Source organism: Streptomyces sp. NPDC001728 (assembly GCF_040297565.1).
Classification (GTDB): Bacteria; Actinomycetota; Actinomycetes; order Streptomycetales; family Streptomycetaceae; genus Streptomyces.
In genome coordinates this window covers 596,366-615,578 of the sequence record NZ_JBEOZK010000001.1, presented here as the reverse complement: position 1 = coordinate 615,578, position 19,213 = coordinate 596,366, and the positions used below count along the sequence as shown (strand labels likewise).

The window sequence follows — 19,213 nt, the reverse complement described above, 5'->3', positions numbered from 1 at the left end:
CCCTACGAGGTCCCCGGCCTCAGAGGGTGAGGCCCTTGGAGCGGAGCCAGTCCGCCGGGTCGATGCCGTCGCCGCCGGGCGTGTGCACCTCCATGTGGAGGTGGGCGCCGGTGACGTTGCCGGTGGCGCCGACGCGGCCGATGGTCTCGCCGGTGCCCACGGTCTGGCCCGCGCCGACCGTCATGGACGAGAGGTGGCAGTACCAGACCTCGGTGCCGTCCGACAGCTCCAGGACGATCCGGTAGCCGTACGAGCCGGACCAGCCGGCGGACTTCACGGTCGCGCCGTGCACCGCCTTGAGCGGGGTGCCAGTGGGAGCGGCGAAGTCGAGGCCGGTGTGGTGGCCGGAGGACCACATCGAGCCGGACTGCATGTACGTGGCGGTGAGGGTGTAGGAGGAGACGGGCAGCGAGTAGCTCGCGGCCAGCGCGGCGAGCCGCTCGGCCTCCGCCTTCGCCCTGGCCGCCGCCTCCGCCTTGGCCTTCGCTTCCGCCTCGGCCTTCGCCTTGGCCTCGGCCGCCGCCTTCTCCGCCGCGTCGGCCTTGACCGCCGCCTCGGCCGCGGCCTTCTCGGCCGCCGCCTTCTCCGCGGCGGCCATGTCGGCGGCGTCGGCGGAGGCCTGCTGCTGCTCGGCCTGCTGGAGGATGCGGGCGCGCAGGGCCTCACCCGCGTTGCCGGTGCCGGCCGCGGTCCTGTCGAGCTGCTCGGCCCCCGCACCCTGCTGGGTGTCGGCGCCCTGCCGCTCGTCGAGGGTGGTGTACGCGGCGGCGGTCAGCGGGTTCGGGTTGGCCCGGGCCGCGCTGACCGTCTCGGGGGTCTCGTCGGGGAGGAGGTCCCCGACACCCGGGAGGTCGTGGGCGTCCGGGAGGCCGAGGTCCGGGAGGTCGGGAAGGTCCGGGAGCGAGATCGCGACCGGGGGCTTCTCCTGCGCGGTGGCGAGACCGCCGGCGCCGACGGCGGCGATGACGCCGACGCCGAGGACGGTGGAGGAACGGGCGAAGTTGGAGCGCTGCTTGACGACCCGGTGCCGGCCGCCGGCGCGGAGGGATCCCTCGGTGGGGTTCCACTCGGTGTCCGGGGCGGCGGGACCCGCACCACCACCGAAGGCATCGAAGGGGGCTTCGGGTGCGGGAGTGTTGGACGCCACGAAGGCGCGCTCCTTTCCTTCCTTCTCGCCTACCGGGTTAGCTGACGGGTTCGGAGCAGGAAGGTCTCCTACGGGCACGCTCGCACAGGTGCGAATGGCCCGATTCACCCCAAGTAGTGGTTCCCCGGTTCCTCTTCAGGATTCGGCGCGTGCGCACGGTGCCGCCTCTTGCGACGGCTGAAACGACCGCGCTGCGTTATCGAACGTTAATAGACAGGGGCTCCCGATTCCAAGCCGTTCCTCTTGATCATTCATTGAAATGGTAGAGAATGGCCCGAGTTGACCCCGGTTCAGAAAGGGGCCGCGGAAGCCGCGCGATCTGACGTTATGTCAATTGTTATCGCAGCGACACCCCGTGACTACGAGCGGTGACCGGGCCTGCCCGGCGGCACCACCGGCATCGTCCGCCGCCGCCCCTGCTGCCCCTCCGACGGACGGCTCACCGCGAGCAGCGCCATGTCGTCCGTCGACCCGCCGCCCGTGTGCAGTCGTACGTCGTCCGCGAGCGCGTCGAGCAGTTCCTCGGGACCCGGGAAGATCCGGCCGGCGAGCCGTGACACCGGGTCGTAGAAGACGCCCGCCGCGTCCCGCGCCTCGGAGAGGCCGTCGGTGTAGAAGAGCAGCGTCGCGCCCGGCGGGAACGGCCGCGCCTCGGCCCGGTCCGGCCACCCCGCGAGATCGCCCATGCCCAGCGGCAGCGCGGGCTCGCCCGGCTCCAGCACGTCGAGCCGCCCGTCCCCGTACAGCAGCAGCGGGGGCGGATGGCCGCGGTTGACCACCCGTACGAAACCGTCGAAGGTGCCGCTGCCGTCACCGGGCGGGATCTCGGCGAGGACGGCGGTGGTGAACCCCTCGAAGGCGTCGAGCCCTTCCCTGCGGGTGCCCTCCCGGGTCAGCGCCCTCTCGAGGCGCTGCGCCACACCCTCCAGGTTCCGTTCCTGCTCGGCCGCCTCCCGGAAGGCCCCGATGACGACGGCGACGGCCTCGACCGCGTCCATGCCCTTGCCCCGGACGTCCCCGAGGACGAGCCGCACCCCGTAGGGGGTGTCCTGGACGGCGAACAGGTCGCCGCCGATGAACGCGTCCGCGTGCGCCGCCTCGTAACGCGCCGCGCACTGCAGTCCGCCGATCCGCTCGGCGGGCGTCGGCAGCACCGCCTTCTGCGCGGTCTCGGCGATGACCCGCGCCGAGGCGAGCCGTTCGCCGCTGCGGCGCACGACCCGGTTGATGAGGAGGGCGAGCGCGGAGACGGTGACGACGGTCAGGGTCTCGGTGAGGGCCGGCACATCGTCCGCGGTGCCGTTGGAGAGGTGCAGCCCGACGGAGGCGAGGACGGCGGCGATCCCGGTGAGCAGCGTCGTGAGCATCGAGAAGAAGGGCGCGGCGATCAGCGGGGCGGCGGCGAGCATCGGCGAGGCGGTGTACGGATCCGGCGTCGCCACGTCGAACACGACACCGCCCACGATGAGCAGCGGGGGCAGCGCGCGGATGAACCGCCGGGCACCGCCGTACTCGGGACGGCCCTCGCCGCCCCGCCGCCTGCCGCCCGCCGCTCCTAGGGGGTGCCGCACCTGTGGTCTCCTGCCCGGTCCGTACCCGGCCGCGGTCCGCACCGCGCCCTCCCAGGGTGGCCGCCGCCCCGGAGGGCGGCGACTTCCACGGGGCCGACTGGCGTACGGCGGGGGCGACCGGCGGGTGGACGGGCGGGGCGGACGCTCAGCCCCTCGATCCCGCCGTCCAGTCCGCCGGGGCGGGTTCCTCCGCCAGGCGCGCTCAGTCCGCCGGAGCGGCTTCCTCCGCCAGGCGCCCGCCCCGGGCGAGCAGCGCCATCGCCGCCGCGCACCCCAGTCCCACCGCGCACAGCGCGAGCCACGGCAGCGCCGACCACCCGGTCACGTCGAGCAGCGCGCCCGTGCCCAGGTTCCCGAGGGTGATCCCGATCCCGCACACCGTGTTGTAGAGCCCGTAGTGGGTGGCCACCCAGCGCCCCCGGGACAGGGCGACGACGGTGTCCATCTCGTAGGGGTAGAGCACCGCGTTCGCCACCGCCAGGACCGCCGCGCACAGCAGCAGCCCCACCAGCCCCCGGCCGAGCGCGGCCGGGAGCAGGAACGCGCCGCCCATCAGGGCGAGCCCGAGGACCAGACACCGCTCCCGGCTCAGCCGCCGCTTGCACCAGGCGGTGATCCGCAGCTGCCCGGCGAGCGCGACCAGCGCCGAGACGACGAAGAGCGCGGTCGTGGGGCCCGTCCCGCCGGCCGCGAGCGGCAGCGCCAGATAGACCTGGAAGGACAGCACGTACGAGCCGGTCATCGCGAGCGAGAACAGCCAGAAGGTGCGGTGGGCGAGGACCGTGCGGAACTGCCCCCGCACCTCCCCGGCCCGCGCCGCCTTCCCCGCCCTCACGGGCATGTACCGGAGTTGTACGAGGGTCAGCCCGGCGAAGAGGACCGCCGCCACCACGCACGTCAGCCGGAACGACACCCCTGTCAGGGCCACCCCGACGAGCGGCCCGAGGAGGATGCCCGCCTGGTAGTAGACGTTGAACAGCGCGAAGGCCTCCACCCGGCGCTCCTCCCCCGCCTCCGCCGCGAGGCAGGCCCGTACGGCGGGGTTGAACAGCGCCCCGGCGAGACCGGTCGCCAGCGAGGCGGCGATCAGCATCGGCAGCGACTGCGCGAAGGCGAGCGCCCCGAAGCCGACCGTCCGCAGCGCGCAGCCCGCCACGATGAGCGGCTTGAAGCCGAGCCGGTCGGCGAGCGCCCCGCCGACGAGGAACATGCCCTGCTGGGAGAGGTTGCGGGCGCCGAGCACGAGCCCGACCGCCCAGGCCGCCATGCCGAGCCCGTCCGCGAGGTGCGCGGCCAGATACGGCATCAGCATGTAGAAGCCGAGGTTGATGGTGAGCTGGTTGAGGAAGAGGAGCCGGACGGCCGGCTCGAAGGTACGGCTCTGCTTCCAGACGCCGCCCCTGGACTTCGCGGGTGCGGTCGCCGTCGTCACCGGACACGCTCCATGGCCTTGCGGGTCCAGCCGTCGACCGGCACGCCGGCCTCGTACCCCGCCGGGTCCTCCCGTACGGGCCCGTCGAGAAGACCGTGCGCCGCGCAGAACTCGTCGTTGAAGACGGTGTCGAAGTACCGCTGCGGCCCGTCAGGGAAGACGGCCGCGATCCGCGTCCCGCGCGGCCGGGTGCGGGCCAGCCAGCCGGCGACCAGCGCGACCGCGCCCACGCTCCAGCCGCCGGTCGCGAACTGACGCGAGGCCAGGCGGCGGGCCGCCCGTACCGCCTCGGCCGGCCCCACCCAGTGGACCTCGTCGAAGGCCCCGTGGTCCACGTTCCCCGGGTGGATCGAGGAGCCGAGGCCGCGCATCAGCCGCTCCCCGGCGGGCAGTCCGAAGACGGTGGAGCCGACGGAGTCCACACCGACCAGTTCGAGCGCGGGGCTGCTGGTGGCGCGCAGCGCCCGGGAGATCCCGGCCGAGTGGCCGCCGGTGCCGACCGCGCAGACGAGGACGTCGATCCGGTCGAGCTGCCCGGACAGCTCGGCGGCGAGCCCGGCGTAGGCGTCGGGGTTGTCGGGGTTCCCGTACTGGTTGGGCCACCAGGCCCCGTCGAGGCCCACCAGGAGTTCGGCGACCCGGTCCATCCGGGCCTGCTGCCAGCCGCCGTGCGGGCTGGGCTCCCGTACGACATGGACCTGGGCGCCGTGGGCGACGAGCATCCGCTCGACGATCGGTTCGAGACCGGGGTCGGTGACGACGTGCACCGGGTGGCCGTGCAGCACCCCGGCGAGGGCGAGACCGAGACCGAGGGTCCCTGAGGTGGACTCGACGATCGGGGCGCCGGGCCGCAGCTCGCCGCGCCGGCGGGCCTGCTCGACCATGTAAAGGGCGGCGCGGTCCTTGATGCCGCCGAAGTTGAAGCCTTCGAGCTTGGCCCAGTAGCCGTCGTCGGTCCGCAGGACGGGCGTGTTGCCGACGGTCTGCTCGGCGAGCGGCAGCAGGCCCCCGGGGAGGGTCCTGCCGGGCGGGGTCGTGCCGGGCAGCGTCGTGCCGGGCAGCAGGGTGTTCATCGCGGGGTACGTCCTTGGGGTGGCATGCGGAAGGGAACCTGGTCACGCGGTGCATGACCCGGCTCAGTTCCGGTCCACTCCGAGGGCGATCAGCAGCCGGCCCGGCTGCGGTCCGGGTCCCGCCCTGCCCCGGACGCAGCGCGCGCGGGGGTCGTCGCGGAGGTCGGCGGCGTACGGGAGGAGTACGGCCCCGCCGGCGTCCGGCGCGGCGAGGGGCGCGGCGGCGGCCTGTGCGGGGAGGTGGGCGTCGAAGGACCAGGCGTCCCCGGACTGCTCGCAGCCGTGCGGCAGGGCGGGGGCGGAGGCGAGGGCCGTCGCGCCCGAGGGCGGCAGCGCGTGCCCGTGCGAACCGTGGCAGACGCTCACGAGAAGGGCGAGGAGAGCGAGCAGGACGAGGACGGCGGGCGCCCGCCGTCGTACGTCCGTCACGCGTTCGTCACTCATGGTGCGCGTGACACTACGGTGGGGTACCGCGCGCCCGCAAAGAGGCGGGCACGGTTTTGGCCACCGTTTACTTCTACAGGTTCCGCTCCGCGTAGATCTCCAGCGCGTCCCGGACGAGGACGGCGGTGCCCTCGCCGTGCTTGTCGTAGGTGGCGGTGAAGCGCGGGTCGTCGACGTACATGCAGCCGAGACCGATCACGTACTCCTTGCTCGGGTCCGTCGTGGCCGAGAGCCACGCGACCTGGCGTCGCGCGATGGCCTGCACCTCGTCGCCGCCGGCGGGCAGCCCGTCCCCGAGGGCCCGCCCGAAGTCGCGGGCGATGCCGGCCTGTTCGTCCATGAAGGCCCTCTTCTGGGCGGCGTCGAGCGAGCGCCACCAGCGGTCGCCCTTGGCGTACGCGTCGCGGCCCCAGCGTTCGGTGACCTCCTCCTCGTACGCCGTGTGGTCGAAGCCGTCGAACACTTCATCGGCCATGAGTTCTTCTCCGTTCTCGGTCTTGTGGAGAGTGGTCCGCACGGACGCGATCCGGCGCCCGAGGCGCTCCCGCTCCTGTTCGAGGAGGGCGAGATGGGTCCGCAGGGCCGCGGACGTGTCGCGCTGCCCTGCGAGGACCTCGGCGATGGCGGGCAGCGAGAGCCCCAGCTCGCGCAGCAGCAGGATGCGCTGCAGCCGCACGAGCGCCGCCTGGTCGTAGTACCGGTAACCGTTCGCGCCGATCCGGCTCGGCTCCAGCAGTCCGCGCTCCCCGTAGTGGCGGAGGGTGCGACTGGTGGTGCCGGCCTTCTTGGCGATCTCTTGGATCGACCACTCCATACCGAGAACGCTAAATCTTGACGTTGCGTAAAGGTCAAGCCCGGAACCGGCGGCCTTCTTCGCGCCGCCCGCGCCTCCGTCCACACACGACGAAGGCCCGGATCCAGTGACTGGATCCGGGCCTTCGTTGCTACTGAGTAGCGGGGACAGGATTTGAACCTGCGACCTCTGGGTTATGAGCCCAGCGAGCTACCGAGCTGCTCCACCCCGCGTCGGTAAACCTGACTCTACGGCATGACCGGGGCGATCACGAAATCGGTTCTCGTCAGCAGCCGCAGTCGTCGGATCCGACCGGCGCGGTGAGGGGGTCCGCGGCCTTCTCCGCGGGCCCTTCCCAGGTCTCGTACGCGAAGCCCTCGCGCACCCAGTACTCGAAACCGCCGAGCATCTCCTTCACCTGGAAGCCCAGCTCCGCGAGGGCCAGCGCGGAGCGGGTGGCGCCGTTGCAGCCGGGGCCCCAGCAGTACGTGACGACCGGCACGGACCGGTCGAGCAGCCGCTCGGCCTGCTCGGGGATGAGCGCGGTCGGCAGGTGGACCGCGCCGGGGACATGTCCCTGGTCCCAGGAGGCGGTCGAACGCGAGTCGATCACCACGAAGCCCGGGTCGGTGCCGTCGGCGGCGGAGGCGGCGAGCACGGAGGCCACGTCGGAGACGTCCGCGTGGAAGGCGAGACTCGCGGAGAAGTACGCGGCAGCGGCGGCGGGCGAGGCCGGCGGGGTGCGGAGTACGGGGTTGACCTGCGTCGCTGTCGTCGTCATGGTGATCAATCTACGGACGATGACCACCGCACTGAAGGAGATATCCACGGCTGCCGGGACCCCCGGCCGGGGAATCCCTGGCGTTCGACCCGAGACGCCGTGGATCTCACACACCGGGACGGGACGGGCCGCTGCCTTCCCTTTCGGCCATCCGAAGCGCGCGTGTCACATCGTGGGGGTTCGATCCGTCATGACGGCATGACGGCACGCGACGTACGCGAACGGGGAGACCGACGAGTGGAGCAGGACCGGAACGACCAGGCCGACGGCAGCGGGGCACGCGACCGCCGGGGCGGGAACGACGAGACCGGCCACGACCGGGGCCACGGCGGAGGCAGCGGCGGCCACAGCCACGGCGACGCGGACTTCCTGGCCCGCCGCTTCGAGGCCGACCGCCGCCACCTGAGGGCGGTCGCCTACCGGATGCTGGGCTCGCTCAGCGAGGCCGAGGACGCCGTCCAGGAGACCTGGTTCAAGCTCAGCCGCAGTGACGTCAGCGCGGTGGAGAACCTCAGCGGCTGGCTGACCACCGTCGTCGGCCGCGTCTGCCTCGACATGCTGCGCTCACGCGGCTCGCGCCGCGAGGACCCGCTGGAGTACTACGTCCCCGACCCGGTCGTCCGGGTCGCCGACACCACCGACCCGGAACACGCCGCCGAGGTCACCGAGTCCGTCGGCCTTGCGCTCCTCGTCGTCCTGGAGACCCTGTCCCCGGCCGAGCGGCTCGCGTTCGTCCTGCACGACATGTTCGCCGTGTCCTTCGACGAGATCGCACCGATCGTGGACCGCACCCCGGCGGCCACCCGCCAGCTCGCCAGCCGCGCGCGCCGCCGCGTCCAGGACGCCACCCCGGCCCCGGGGCCCGACGCCCGGCGGCAGCGGGAGATCGCCGACGCGTTCCTCGCCGCCGCGCACGGCGGCGACTTCGAGGGACTGCTCGCGGTCCTGGACCCGGACGTGGTGCTGCGCGCCGACGGCGGCCGGACCCTCGCGGCGGTGTCCAAGGTGGTCCGGGGCGCCGAGGCCGTCATCGCGCAGGCCCTCACGTACGCCAAGTTCCGTACGGGAGCACTGCCGATGGTCGTCAACGGCGCACCCGCGGTCCTGTCGGTCACGGACGGGCGGCCGGGCGCGCTCATGACGTTCACGATCGCCGGGGACCGGATCGTCGAGCTGCACATCCTGGCGGACCCGGAGCGGCTGGCAGCGCTGGACCTCACGGAGGAGGAACTGGCCCGCGCGACGTACTGACACCACGTGGCACGGCCTGACGCGAACGGGCAGCACCCCCCTGACGCCCGCTCACTTCCCCTTGGCGGCCGTCAGGGAGGCCCCGACGACCAGCGAGACGACGGCGCTCGCGATGCCGAGGACGGCGCCGGCGGCGACATCGCCCGGGTAGTGCACCCCGGTGTGGACCCGGGAGTAGCCCACGCCCATCGCGAGCACCTGGAGGGGCACGGCCGCCGGGGGCAGCACGACCCCCACGGCGGTGGCGAAGGCGACCGCCGAGGCGGTGTGCCCCGAGGGGAACGAGGCCGAGTCCGGCATCGGCACGTGCCGGCCCACCACCACCCGGGCCGCCTCCCGGTCCGGCCTCGGCCTGCGCACCAGCCGCTTGCCCAGCAGGTTGGCCGAGGCCGAGGCCACGGCGATGGCCCCGAGCCCGGTGAGCGCGGCCCGGCGCGGCCGGCCGGGGAAGAGGGCGAGCGAGGCGGCCACGGCGAACGAGATCTTGGAGTTGTTCGCGGCGGTGGACAGCCTGCGGAGCCCGGTGTCGAGCGTGGGCGTGGGCGTGGCGGCGACGGCGGCGTAGACGGCGCCGTCGATCGCGCGGAGATCCTTCAGAACGGCCCGGAGCGGGCTGGTCGTGGTCGTCCCGGTGGTCCCGGTCATGTGCCGCTCCTAGGTGCGGGGTGACGATGGTGGAGGGAGGGGAAGGCGAGCTGGACGACACGCAGCCAGTCCATGCGCGGCGGGGGGTCCAGGGCGCCGGGCCGGTGCCGGGGCACGAGCACCCGGAGGGCGAGGGGACGGAGGGTGCAGACGACGGGGGTGGGCAGGACGAGGGCCTCACCGTCGACGGCGACGGCGATGGAATCGCCGCCACCGTCGGAGTCAGGCCCTGGCGCCGACCCGGGCCCTGAGTCCGACCCCGGCCCCGGAGCCCTCCCCAGCACCTCGACCCGCGCGGCGGCAAGGACGCTCAGGCCGGCCGCCTGGGTGCCTCGTACGGCCATCTCGGCGGCGTCCGCGGCGCCGTCGACCCGGATGCCGATCACCCCCAGGGTGCCTCCGTCCAGGCGGGGCCGCCGCGCCGTGGCAGCGCCGAAGGGGTCGGGGGTGGCGTAGGGGTTGTTGCTGACGAGCAGGGCCTGCTGGGCGGACAGCCGGGTGCCGTCGGCGGTGGCGTCGAGGCGGTCGCCCTCGCCGCCCTGGAGCAGGTCGGGCAGGACGGTGAGCGCGGTGCCCGCCTTCGCGTCGCGGTACTCGGGAAGCTGGACGACCTCCGCGTACACGCCGAAGGAGACGGTGTTGACGAAGGGCCGACCGGAGACGGAGCCGAGGTCCACCCGGAGTTCCTCGCCGTCGACGAGGGCGTCCAGACAGGTCGCGGGATCGTCGCGGTCGAGGCCCAGGTCGAGGGCGAAGTGGTTACGGGTCCCGGCGGACACGACGAGGAAGGGCAGGTCGTGGTCGGCGGCCACGGCGGCGACGAGCGCCTGGGTGCCGTCGCCGCCGGCGACCCCGAGCAGGTCGGCACCGTCGGCGACGGCCTGCCGGGCGAGCGCGGTGACGTCGGTGTCGGCGGAGGGGTCGAGCAGGATGACCCGGGCGCCGAACCGCTCGGCGCGCTCGACGAGCCCGAAGCGGGCGACCTTCCCGCCGCCGGACTTGGGGTTCATGATGAGCACGGGTCGCCGGGGCCGGGGCCGCCGCACACCCCGGGCGAGGTCGGTCCGGGTGTTCTCCGCGCCTGGGGTCCGGGGGATCCGCAGCGCGGCACGGGCGCAGAGCAGGGCGCCGCCCCACAGCCCGAGGGCCACGAGGGCGGTGAGCCAGAGGCCGCCGACGATGTACAGACAGAGGACGGCGAGGGGCGCGCCGACGGCGACAAGTGCGCCGAGCACCCGCCGGGCCCCGCGGTGGGCGAGGAACCACCAGATCCCGACGGCCGAACAGGCGAGCCCCACGAGCCCGCTGAACAGAATGACGATCCCGCCCGCGCCGACTCCGGCGAGCAGGAAGACCACGGCGGCGCCGGCAGCGGCCAGCGCACACCGGGCGAACCGCCTGGCCTCCCCCACCGGATCGACGGATCCGCTCACCGCCACCGACTCCACCTCCACGTCCGGCGTCCACATCCCAGATTCTCCCAAGGTGCCCCACACCGCGCCCGAGAAGCCCCGGTTGCCAAAACCGTCACCCCGAACGAGACCGCACACCCCCCACCCACCACAACGCGGAAACGACCCGGCCGGTTGAACGGTCGGGGCGTCTCCTGAAGTCTGGTCAGGACCGGATGGGTGATGCCGACCGATGTCGCGCCGTCCGAGCCGACCTGGTCAGCAACGAGCCATGACTTGCACGTGCCCTGCCGGCGAGCTACCAACCACTCATGGACGTGACCACAGCCAGGGTGCCGCCTCCAAGGACAACTTCACATACTCGCGTGCGTCCGCTCCAGCGATCCCGGGTCGGCGGCCTGCCTCGCAGGCGTCATCCGCACCGGCCCGGAGTATCCGGCGTGCGACTGTCACCCCGGCACATTGATTGCCTCTTTCTGGCCATTCATCCCGTCATGCGCATGACGGGCATCGGCCGTGGACAGGAAACGCCGGACGCTGGGGCAACCGTGAAGCACCATCCGAGTGAAGCATGGGTTCTGACACGTGAATGTCACACACACCAATGAAGTTCGGACGGAGAGCTTCGTCGAGGACGGCTATCTGGTCCTTCCCGGATTCCTGCCGGACGACCTCGTCGACCGTCTCGTGCCGGAGGTCGACACCTGGGTGGAGAAAGGCTGGCGTCAAGCGTCCATCGAAGCCTGCCTGCGTTCCGGGGCCGAGCCTCCGCAGGTGGTCGAGCTGGACCTGGAGGCGCACGGTGAGCTCGCGGTGCACCCGCCGCTCATGGACCTGCTCGGCCACCCCGACCTGCTGGGGGAGTCCTTCGTCTTCCACCACCTGCACAGCGACCGGCAGCCGGCCGGGGGAGCCGGCAAGAGCTGGCATCACGATTACGAGCAAGGGCCTCGGCGAGACCGCCGCTTACCGATGATCCACGCCCTGCACTACATCGGCGGACTCACACCGGAGCTGGGCGGCTTGGCCGTCCTGCCGGGCTCGCACCGGGAAGTCACGGAGAAGAACGCCCGGAGCCACCTGGGCACGGCGGTCCTGCCAGGCGAGGCACTCATCGACGACTTACCGCCCGGGTCCACCGTCGTACTCCACTCGGCGCTCTTTCACACCCGCCGGGCCCCGTCGGCGCCGCAGTCGAGAACGGGGCCGCGCTACATGATCGACGGCTCGTACTGCCGTACGGGCACCCCGTGGCCGCCGGTCAAGCCCTACTGGCGCCAGGTGCTGGCAGTGGCACGCTCGCGCGGTCTGAGCTCAGGACGTCCGGACCTTTTCGCCGAACGGCACTTCGGTGAGTACGAAGCGGCGGGAAGGCGCATCGGGTGAGGATTCTGGGAGCGGTCCGATTCGAGACGGTCATCGGCACATTCGCCCAGGAGCACCCCTACGACGCGTCCGACCAGGCCAACACCAACGACGAGGCCGAAGGGCACATCCGCAACGGGCAGCGGGAGCTGGACGGCCGCTGGCATCACGTGTTGCTGGAGGGGCCGGAAGTGCGTGGTGTGGTGCTCCCCTGGCACCTGGGCGAGGACGGAGAGGTGGAGCTCGTCCCCAAGGCGGGGCTGACGGTGGCCTCGGCGACCGAGCGGCTGGCCAGGTTGGGCACCTCGTACGCGCGCTCCAATCCGTTGTGCGCGCTCAAACTCGCCCGGCAGAGCACGGCGCCCCGCCGCCCGCTGTTCCTGAGCACCCGGCCCGTTCCGGGACCCGACTACGAAGACCTGGCCGTCCGCGAGGGGTTGATCCATCTGGACGGACTGCACCGCATGCTCGCCTGGGACCAGGCCGGACGACTGGTGTCCGGCAACTGGTTCCCCGCCTACGTGGCCGGGCTATCCCCGGCCCACGTACGGCATGGCGCTGGGCATGACCAGGACGGACTGGATGTTCACCCCGAGCGGCAGAGCGGCCATGGTCCGCACCATGTCGACGACGTGCCGCACGTCCATGGTGGGTTCGACCTGCCGTGACCCGTCGGCCTGCAGGACGGCCGGCTGGGGGCGGTCCGCCGGGGTCACGTTGCCGATGTCGATCTGGCCGCAGGAGATGTCATAGCGGCGCCCGTCCAAGGAGAGGGATCGTGTCATCCCCGCAACCGCGTGCTTGGCCGCGGTGAACGCGAGGGAGTCCGGCCGAGGTGCCTGGGCGGAGGGCGCTCCGTTGTTGATGATCCGTCCACCGCGCGGGGTCTGGTCCTTCATGACGCGAAAGGCAGCGCGAGAGCACAGGAACGTCCCGGTGGCGATGGAGTCCATCACGCGGCGCCAGTCCTCGACGCTCACATCCTCCGTCGGGGTGTAGGGCATGACGTCGGCGGCGTTGTTGAACAGCACGTCCACCCGGCCGAACCGTTCCACTACGGCCCCGAACAGGTCATCCACCGCGGTGGCATCGGTGATGTCGGCGGGGAAGGGGACGGCACGCCCGCAACCGACCGCGGGCGCGAGCGACGCCGTCTCCTCCAGTGAATCCTTGCGCCGGCCCACCAGGACCACCGTCCAGCCGTCCGCCAGCAGGCCGAGCGCACATGCCCTCCCGATGCCGCTGCCCGCACCGGTGACGACCGCCGTCTTCCCCGTCATGTCCCACCCGTCCTCTCCTCGATCAGTCCCCGCGAATGAAGGGCTCTCCGAACGTGCCCAAGCGATCCGCACCCAAACAGGAGGCACATATGACCGGTCCTATCAGGCCGTTGGGCAATACCGAAGGAAGTCGCGCCTGGTTCGACCGGGCCCAGGCATCCCTGGCCGGCGGCATCAGCTCCTCGTCCAGACTGACCTCCACCGGTCCACATCCCTATCCGCTCTACATCGCCAGTGGCTCCGGCACGCGCATCCGGGACATCGACGGCAACGAATACCTCGACTACCTCATCTCCTACGGCAGCGCGATCCTGGGCCATGCCGCTCCGGAGCTCACCGAGGCACTCACCGCCGTCGTGGGCACCGGCACGATGTTCGGCACCTGCAACACCACTGAAGTGGAACTCGCCGAGCTGATATGCGAGATGGTGCCCTGCGCGGAACTCGTCCGGTTCGCCAATTCGGGAAGCGAGGCGGTGCAAGGTGCCGTGCGAGCCGCCCGCGGATACACCGGACTCTCGAAGATCCTCAAATTCGAGGGGCACTACCACGGATGGTCCGACACCCTGGCCATCTCCAACCGCCCCCGTATCTCAGAGGCCGGCCCCTACGCCACGCCGCACCCCGTGCCCCACTCCCCGGGCATCCCTGCCGGGATCACCGACGACGTGGTCGTCTGCCCGTGGAACGACCCGGCGGCACTCCGTACCTGCCTGGACGCGCACCAGGGGGAATTCGCGGCGGTCATCTGCGAGCCGATCGTCGCCAACAACGCTTGCACCATGCCCGCCCCGGGCTATCTCGATCTGCTGCGGGAGGAGTGCACGGCACGCGGGATCGTGCTCATCTTCGACGAGGTCTGCACCGGATTCCGCACCGGCCCCGGAGGAGCCCAGGCGATGTTCGACGTCGAGCCCGACCTCGCCGTCTTCTCCAAGGCGCTGGGCGGCGGCCTGCCGATCGCCGCGTTCGCCGGTCAGCGCCACGTGATGGAACCTCTCGCGCGAGGTGACGTCAAGCATGGCGGCACCTACAACGCCTCGCCCCTGTGCGCGACGGCCGCGCTGGTCACCCTGCGTCGCCTCAACCAGCCGGAGGTCACCAAGCACATCGAGGACAGCGGCCAACGGCTCATGGAGACGATCCGCCGTGCCGCCCACGACCGCCGCGTCCCCTGCGCGGTCCAGGGCGTCGGCGCCATGTTCCAGACCGTCTTCACCCCGGACGGCACTCCCACGCACCAGTACCGCGAGCTGCTCCGCACCGACCAGGCCCGCTACCACGCCTTTCGCCACGAGCTCCTCACCCGCGGCGTCCACGCCAACGCCTTCGCCCTGGCCTGCTGGTTCATCCCCTCTGCGGTCACCGACGACGACCTGGACGCCACGTGCGAGGCCGTGGAGGAAGCCTTCAAGGCCCTGTGACGGGTACGGCTCCCCCGCCTCCGGCATCCGACCGGTCCCATTCCGGCGGGGAACACCCATTCCCTCCCCGCTTCCGCTCACGCATCGCTCACGCACGCGCTCCCGAACGACGGAGCGCCCCGACCAGTAGAAACCGGTCGGGGCGCTCCGCAGCAGGTCAGGGGGTTTCCCCTCCGCCTGCCACACGTAGGCCGTGTGGGACTCGAACCCACAACCAATGGATTAAAAGTCCACTGCTCTGCCAATTGAGCTAACGGCCCGTGGACAAGCACACCCGTGCAGCATAGCCCGAGAGCTCCCCGGAACCGATCGGGTATCCGACACGGGTCGCCGACTCCGACGGGCGCTCCCGCTCGGGCCCGGGTACGAAGCAGGGCCCGTGCGTCACCGGAGTGGCGTGCGGGCCCTGGTTCGTCAGGTCAGTTGTGCTCAGCCGTTGCGCTTCCAGCGCGGCTTGTCGTCACGGCGGCCGAAGGAGCCTCCGGTCGAACCGGTCGAACCGGTCGAGCCGGTGCCGCGGTGGTCGTCACGGCGGCCGTACGGGCGGTCGCCGCCACCGGTGCGGAAGCCGCCGGCGGGGCGGTCGTCGCGACGGTCGCGGTTGAACGGACGGTCGCTGCCACGGTGGCCGCCGGCGGGGCGGTCGTCACGACGCTCGAAGGAGCGGCCGCCACGGTCGCCACCACGGTCGTCGCGGTTGAAGCCACCCGAGGGGCGGTCGTCACGACGGAAACCGCCGGACGGACGGTCGTTGTCACGACGCTCGAAAGAACGGCCACCACGGTCATCGCGGTTGAAACCGCCCGAGGGGCGGTCGTCACGACGGAAACCGCCGGACGGACGGTCGTTGTCACGACGCTCGAAAGAACGGCCACCACGGTCATCGCGGTTGAAGCCACCCGAGGGGCGGTCGTCACGACGGAAACCGCCGGACGGACGGTCGTTGTCACGACGCTCGAAAGAACGGCCACCACGGTCATCGCGGTTGAAACCGCCCGAGGGGCGGTCGTCACGACGGAAACCGCCGGACGGACGGTCGTTGTCACGACGGAAGCCGCCGCGGTCACCACCGCGGTCGCCACCACGGAAGCCACCGCGGTCACCGCGGTCGTCGCGGTTGAAGCCGCCACGGTCACGGCGCTCGTAGTTGCCGCGGTCGTCGCGGGCCGGGCGCTCCTCGCGGCGCTGCTCCTCGGCACGCGCGGCACGCTCGGCCTCGGCGGCGGCGGCCGCGATCTCCGCCTCGGCGGCCTCGGCCACCTCGGCCACGGCGACCTCGGGGTCCTCGCCGCGCTCACGGGCGGCACGGGCCACCAGGCGGTCGGCCTCCTCGCGGAGCTCGACGGCACGGCGCTGCAGGCGCTCCAGCTGCTTGGTCAGGTCGACGACCTCGCGCTCGGCCTGCTTGGCGGCGTTGTTCGCGGAGTCCGACTGGACCTCGGTCAGCGAACGCGCGCCGGTGATCTCGGCGACCTCGGGGTCGAAGGCGCCGGCGCTCTGGATGATGTGGCGCGAGGCGTCGACGCCCGCGTCCTCCATCAGCCGGAAGATCTGGCGGCGCTGGTGCGGCAGCGACAGCGAGACGACGACACCGGACTTGCCGGCGCGGGCCGTACGGCCGGAGCGGTGCAGGTAGTCCTTGTGGTCACCGGCCGGGTCCACGTTCAGGACCAGGTCGATGCCGTCGACGTGGATGCCTCGGGCGGCGACGTCGGTGGCGACCAGCGCGTTGACGTAGCCGTCCTTGAAGTCGGCGAGCACGCGGGTACGGGCGCCCTGCGTCATGCCGCCGTGCAGCGCGTCGGCCTTCACACCGGACTCGACGAGCTGCTCGGCGATGCGGTCGGCGCCCAGCTGGGTGCGGACGAAGATGATCGTGCGGCCCTTGCGGGCGGCGATGGCGGCCGTGACCGGCGCCTTGTCCTTCGGCTTCACGACGAGGACGTGGTGCGACATGGTCGAGACGTTGCCCTGGGCGCTGTCGACCTCGTGGCTGATCGGGTTGTTCAGGTAGCGCTTGACCAGCGTGCCGATCTCGTTCTCCATGGTGGCGGAGAAGAGCATGCGCTGACCGCCGGCCGGGACCTGGTCGAGCAGCTCGGTGACCTCGGGCAGGAAGCCCAGGTCGGACATCTGGTCGGCCTCGTCGAGGACCGCGACCTGGACGTTCTCCAGGGAGCAGGCGCCACGGTTGATGATGTCGCGCAGACGGCCCGGGGTGGCGACGAGGATGTCGACACCGCGCTCCAGCGCGTAGATCTGGTTGCCCATGGACGTACCGCCGCAGACGACCTTGATCTTCAGGCCGAGCACGTCGCCGTACGGCTGGAGGGCGTCCGCGACCTGCATCGCGAGCTCACGGGTCGGGGTGAGGATGACCGCGCGGGGCTTCTTCTTCTCGGTGTGGCCGCCGGCCAGCTGGGCCAGGGTCGGCAGACCGAAGGAGAGGGTCTTGCCGGAGCCGGTACGGCCGCGGCCGAGGATGTCCTTGCCGACCAGGGCGTCCGGGATGGTCGCCGCCTGGATCGGGAAGGGGGTGGTGACACCGTTCTGCGCGAGCTTGCGCACGACGCCCTCCGGCAGACCGAGGTCCGCGAAGGTGATGGTGGGCTCGGCGGGCTCCTCGTCGGAGTCCTCCGTGTCGATGCCGGCCTCGGCGTCGATGTCGGTGTCGGCGTCGATGTCGGTGTCGGTGTCGGTGAGGTCGTCGGCCTCGGCCTCGATGACGGCCGTCGCGGCCTCGACGATCTCGGTGGCCTCTACGGCCTCGACGATCTCGTCGTTCTCGGGCATGACGGCGTGGTCAGAACTGAAAATGGACATGCGAAATGCGAAACCTTCCGGAGTCTCGGCACGCGCCCGTCAACTCCGTGATTTCGCAAACGACCGCCTCAATGCGGTCAGCCACGGCTAGGGAGAGTACGCGCCACACGGCGCTCTTCTGTGTCGGCGCCGGGCAATGGGATCAAACGATCTACCACCATACGCACTCTCCCTCACCCATGGCAAATCGGACTGCGTCACACCGGTCCGACCTGCGGGGAAGCCGCCGGCTCCGGGGGCGCGCCCGGCCCGTCCGCGGCCCGCAGCGCACCCATCTGGGTGTCGGTCCCGGACGGCGGCGGATCACTCGGGTTGGAGGTCGGTTCCGGCGTCGGCTCGGGGGTCGGCACGGTGGGCTCCGGCGTCGGCGCCGTGGTCGGCTCCGGCGGCTCCGGCGACGGCGTGACCCCGCCGCCCCCGGGGCCGCCGGAACCGCCGCCGTTCCCGCCGCTGCCGCCCCCGTTCCCGGCGGAGCCACCCCCGGCGCCGCCCGGATTCTCGTGACCGCCGCCCGACGGCTGCGGCTTCGGCGCACCGCCGGGGCCCTCCACCGGCACCACCTCGCCCACGACGGGCTTCGCGGTGCCCGAGGGCGAGCCGCTGGGCACCGGGGACCCCGTACCGGCGCCGGTGACGTCGGGGCCGCCCTGACCCCTCCGGCCGTTCTCCGACGCGCCGTCGCCGCCCCGGTCGCCCTCGCCCCCGGACTCGGACGTCACGCCCCGCTTCCCGTCGGAAGCACCGGGCGCCGGCTTCGCCCCCTCGTCACTCACACTCATACAGCCGCTCAGACCGGCACAGGCCGCGACGGCCAGCGCGGTGGCGGCCCATCTCACCGGGGTGGGCAAATGGCGCACAGGGGCACCTCCAGGGACACAACAGGCAGGAACGGAACGCGATGCACTGCCCAACTCCCCGGGCGCCACAAGGGACACGCCCGAAAGCGCCCCGGCGGCTCAGCCGTAGCCCAGCGCGTGCAGCCGCTCGTCGTCGATGCCGAAGTGGTGGGCGATCTCGTGCACCACGGTGATCTCGGTCTCCGCGACCACGTCCTCGCGCGACTCGCACATCCGCAGCGTCGGCCCGCGGTAGATCGTGATCCGGTCCGGCAGGACGCCGGCGTACCACTCACCCCGCTCGGTCAGCGGTGTCCCCTCGTAGAGCCCGAGCAGCTCGGGATCGTCGGGGGCGGGCTCGTCCTCCACGAACACGGCGACGTTGTCCATCAGCCGCGTCAGCTCCGGCGGAATCCGGTCCAGGGCCTCGGCGACAAGCTCCTCGAACTCCTCGCGCGTCATCTCCAGCACGGGCCCATTGTCCCCCTGCGGGAAACCGTTTTGGCGATAGCGCCCGGCATCCCATATGCTTCTCACGTCCCCGACGCGCTGAGAAGCGCGCAGGTTGGTCCGTTAGCCCTCATCGTCTAGTGGCCCAGGACGCCGCCCTTTCAAGGCGGTAGCACGGGTTCGAATCCCGTTGGGGGTACGCATTACCGTGTGCGAGACTAGTGATCGCGCACAAACTTGGCTCTGTGGAGCAGTTGGTTAGCTCGCCACCCTGTCAAGGTGGAGGTCGCGGGTTCAAGTCCCGTCAGAGTCGCTGAGGTCAGCAATGACCTCGTGGCTGGGTAGCTCAGTTGGTACGAGCGATCGCCTGAAAAGCGATAGGTCGCCGGTTCGACCCCGGCCCCAGCCACAAACAGAAGGCCCCGTTCGAGAGAACGGGGCCTTCGTCGTTCCCAGGACCGCCAGGCTGGAAAGCCAGGAGCCCGG

16 protein-coding genes, 5 tRNA genes, 1 pseudogene and 1 riboswitch are annotated in these 19,213 nt (G+C 71.8%); of the genes and pseudogenes, 7 read left to right on the top strand and 15 right to left on the bottom strand.

The genetic code is table 11. The annotated features are described in order from the left end of the window. Nucleotides 1-19: 19 nt before the first annotated feature. The 8 genes from ABT154_RS02860 to ABT154_RS02825 all read right to left on the bottom strand — a co-directional run bounded on the left by ABT154_RS02860 (nt 20) and on the right by ABT154_RS02825 (nt 7,241). The gene (locus tag ABT154_RS02860) at nt 20-1,147 is read right to left on the bottom strand and encodes a M23 family metallopeptidase (protein WP_351851944.1); all 1,128 of its coding nucleotides are present in this window, start codon (nt 1,145-1,147) and stop codon (nt 20-22) included. Nucleotides 1,148-1,158: 11 nt separating this feature from the next. Next, nucleotides 1,159-1,305, bottom strand: a riboswitch (cyclic di-AMP (ydaO/yuaA leader). 201 nt (nt 1,306-1,506) lie between these two features. Next, entirely contained in the window at nt 1,507-2,718 is a 1,212-nt protein-coding gene (locus tag ABT154_RS02855) for a PP2C family protein-serine/threonine phosphatase (protein WP_351851941.1), read from the bottom strand. Between the two features lie 202 nt (nt 2,719-2,920). Beyond that, complete coding sequence (locus ABT154_RS02850) at nt 2,921-4,150, bottom strand: MFS transporter (protein ID WP_351851938.1); 1,230 nt, start codon at nt 4,148-4,150, stop codon at nt 2,921-2,923. Further along, a complete protein-coding gene (locus ABT154_RS02845; RefSeq protein ID WP_351851936.1) occupies nt 4,147-5,223 on the bottom strand; it encodes a PLP-dependent cysteine synthase family protein in 1,077 nt (358 codons plus the stop codon). Before ABT154_RS02845 ends, ABT154_RS02850 begins: the two co-directional genes overlap by 4 nt. A gap of 63 nt (nt 5,224-5,286) precedes the next feature. Next, a complete protein-coding gene (locus tag ABT154_RS02840; protein ID WP_317874604.1) occupies nt 5,287-5,667 on the bottom strand; it encodes a hypothetical protein in 381 nt (126 codons plus the stop codon). A gap of 73 nt (nt 5,668-5,740) precedes the next feature. Beyond that, complete coding sequence (locus ABT154_RS02835; RefSeq protein WP_351851934.1) at nt 5,741-6,481, bottom strand: MerR family transcriptional regulator; 741 nt, start codon at nt 6,479-6,481, stop codon at nt 5,741-5,743. A 138-nt stretch (nt 6,482-6,619) separates the two neighbouring features. After that, nucleotides 6,620-6,693: transfer RNA gene (locus ABT154_RS02830), tRNA-Met, on the bottom strand. Nucleotides 6,694-6,746: 53 nt separating this feature from the next. Next, complete coding sequence (locus ABT154_RS02825; protein WP_351851932.1) at nt 6,747-7,241, bottom strand: rhodanese-like domain-containing protein; 495 nt, start codon at nt 7,239-7,241, stop codon at nt 6,747-6,749. A 237-nt stretch (nt 7,242-7,478) separates the two neighbouring features. On the opposite strand from ABT154_RS02825, the gene sigJ reads away from it, so the two are divergent. Beyond that, complete coding sequence (sigJ, locus tag ABT154_RS02820) at nt 7,479-8,492, top strand: RNA polymerase sigma factor SigJ (RefSeq protein WP_502969421.1); 1,014 nt, start codon at nt 7,479-7,481, stop codon at nt 8,490-8,492. A 51-nt stretch (nt 8,493-8,543) separates the two neighbouring features. Here the strand turns inward: sigJ and ABT154_RS02815 are convergent, their stop codons facing one another. Together ABT154_RS02815 and ABT154_RS02810 are read right to left on the bottom strand one after the other, a co-directional pair. Beyond that, entirely contained in the window at nt 8,544-9,137 is a 594-nt protein-coding gene (locus ABT154_RS02815) for a phosphatase PAP2 family protein (protein ID WP_351851929.1), read from the bottom strand. Further along, nucleotides 9,134-10,606, bottom strand: a complete 1,473-nt coding sequence (locus ABT154_RS02810) for a diacylglycerol/lipid kinase family protein (protein ID WP_351851926.1) — start codon at nt 10,604-10,606, stop codon at nt 9,134-9,136. Before ABT154_RS02810 ends, ABT154_RS02815 begins: the two co-directional genes overlap by 4 nt. 528 nt (nt 10,607-11,134) lie before the next feature. Between ABT154_RS02810 and ABT154_RS02805 the strand changes: the two genes are divergently transcribed. Next, a complete protein-coding gene (locus tag ABT154_RS02805; RefSeq protein ID WP_351851923.1) occupies nt 11,135-11,935 on the top strand; it encodes a phytanoyl-CoA dioxygenase family protein in 801 nt (266 codons plus the stop codon). Then, a pseudogene (locus ABT154_RS02800) lies at nt 11,932-12,408 on the top strand (DUF6309 family protein); the annotation flags it as partial. The gene ABT154_RS02805 and the pseudogene ABT154_RS02800, both read left to right, overlap by 4 nt. A 36-nt stretch (nt 12,409-12,444) precedes the next feature. Here ABT154_RS02800 and ABT154_RS02795 read toward each other — a convergent pair. Continuing rightward, nucleotides 12,445-13,194, bottom strand: a complete 750-nt coding sequence (locus ABT154_RS02795) for an SDR family oxidoreductase (protein ID WP_351851920.1) — start codon at nt 13,192-13,194, stop codon at nt 12,445-12,447. 89 nt (nt 13,195-13,283) lie between these two features. Here ABT154_RS02795 and ABT154_RS02790 point away from each other — a divergent pair, with 89 nt between their 5' ends. After that, nucleotides 13,284-14,618: an aspartate aminotransferase family protein gene (locus ABT154_RS02790; RefSeq protein ID WP_351851917.1), complete on the top strand. Its 1,335-nt coding sequence runs from the start codon at nt 13,284-13,286 to the stop codon at nt 14,616-14,618. Between the two features lie 187 nt (nt 14,619-14,805). Here the strand turns inward: ABT154_RS02790 and ABT154_RS02785 are convergent. The 4 genes from ABT154_RS02785 to ABT154_RS02770 all read right to left on the bottom strand — a co-directional run bounded on the left by ABT154_RS02785 (nt 14,806) and on the right by ABT154_RS02770 (nt 18,748). Further along, nucleotides 14,806-14,878: transfer RNA gene (locus ABT154_RS02785), tRNA-Lys, on the bottom strand. A 169-nt stretch (nt 14,879-15,047) separates the two neighbouring features. Continuing rightward, nucleotides 15,048-17,441, bottom strand: coding sequence for a DEAD/DEAH box helicase (locus tag ABT154_RS02780; RefSeq protein ID WP_351851914.1), 2,394 nt, complete (start codon nt 17,439-17,441; stop codon nt 15,048-15,050). Between the two features lie 197 nt (nt 17,442-17,638). Beyond that, complete coding sequence (locus tag ABT154_RS02775; protein WP_351851911.1) at nt 17,639-18,160, bottom strand: hypothetical protein; 522 nt, start codon at nt 18,158-18,160, stop codon at nt 17,639-17,641. A 237-nt stretch (nt 18,161-18,397) separates the two neighbouring features. Continuing rightward, entirely contained in the window at nt 18,398-18,748 is a 351-nt protein-coding gene (locus ABT154_RS02770; RefSeq protein WP_033208941.1) for a metallopeptidase family protein, read from the bottom strand. A 105-nt stretch (nt 18,749-18,853) separates the two neighbouring features. Between ABT154_RS02770 and ABT154_RS02765 the strand changes: the two genes are divergently transcribed. The 3 genes from ABT154_RS02765 to ABT154_RS02755 all read left to right on the top strand — a co-directional run bounded on the left by ABT154_RS02765 (nt 18,854) and on the right by ABT154_RS02755 (nt 19,136). After that, nucleotides 18,854-18,926: transfer RNA gene (locus ABT154_RS02765), tRNA-Glu, on the top strand. Between the two features lie 40 nt (nt 18,927-18,966). Then, nucleotides 18,967-19,040: transfer RNA gene (locus ABT154_RS02760), tRNA-Asp, on the top strand. Nucleotides 19,041-19,062: 22 nt separating this feature from the next. Further along, nucleotides 19,063-19,136: transfer RNA gene (locus ABT154_RS02755), tRNA-Phe, on the top strand. Nucleotides 19,137-19,213: the final 77 nt, after the last annotated feature.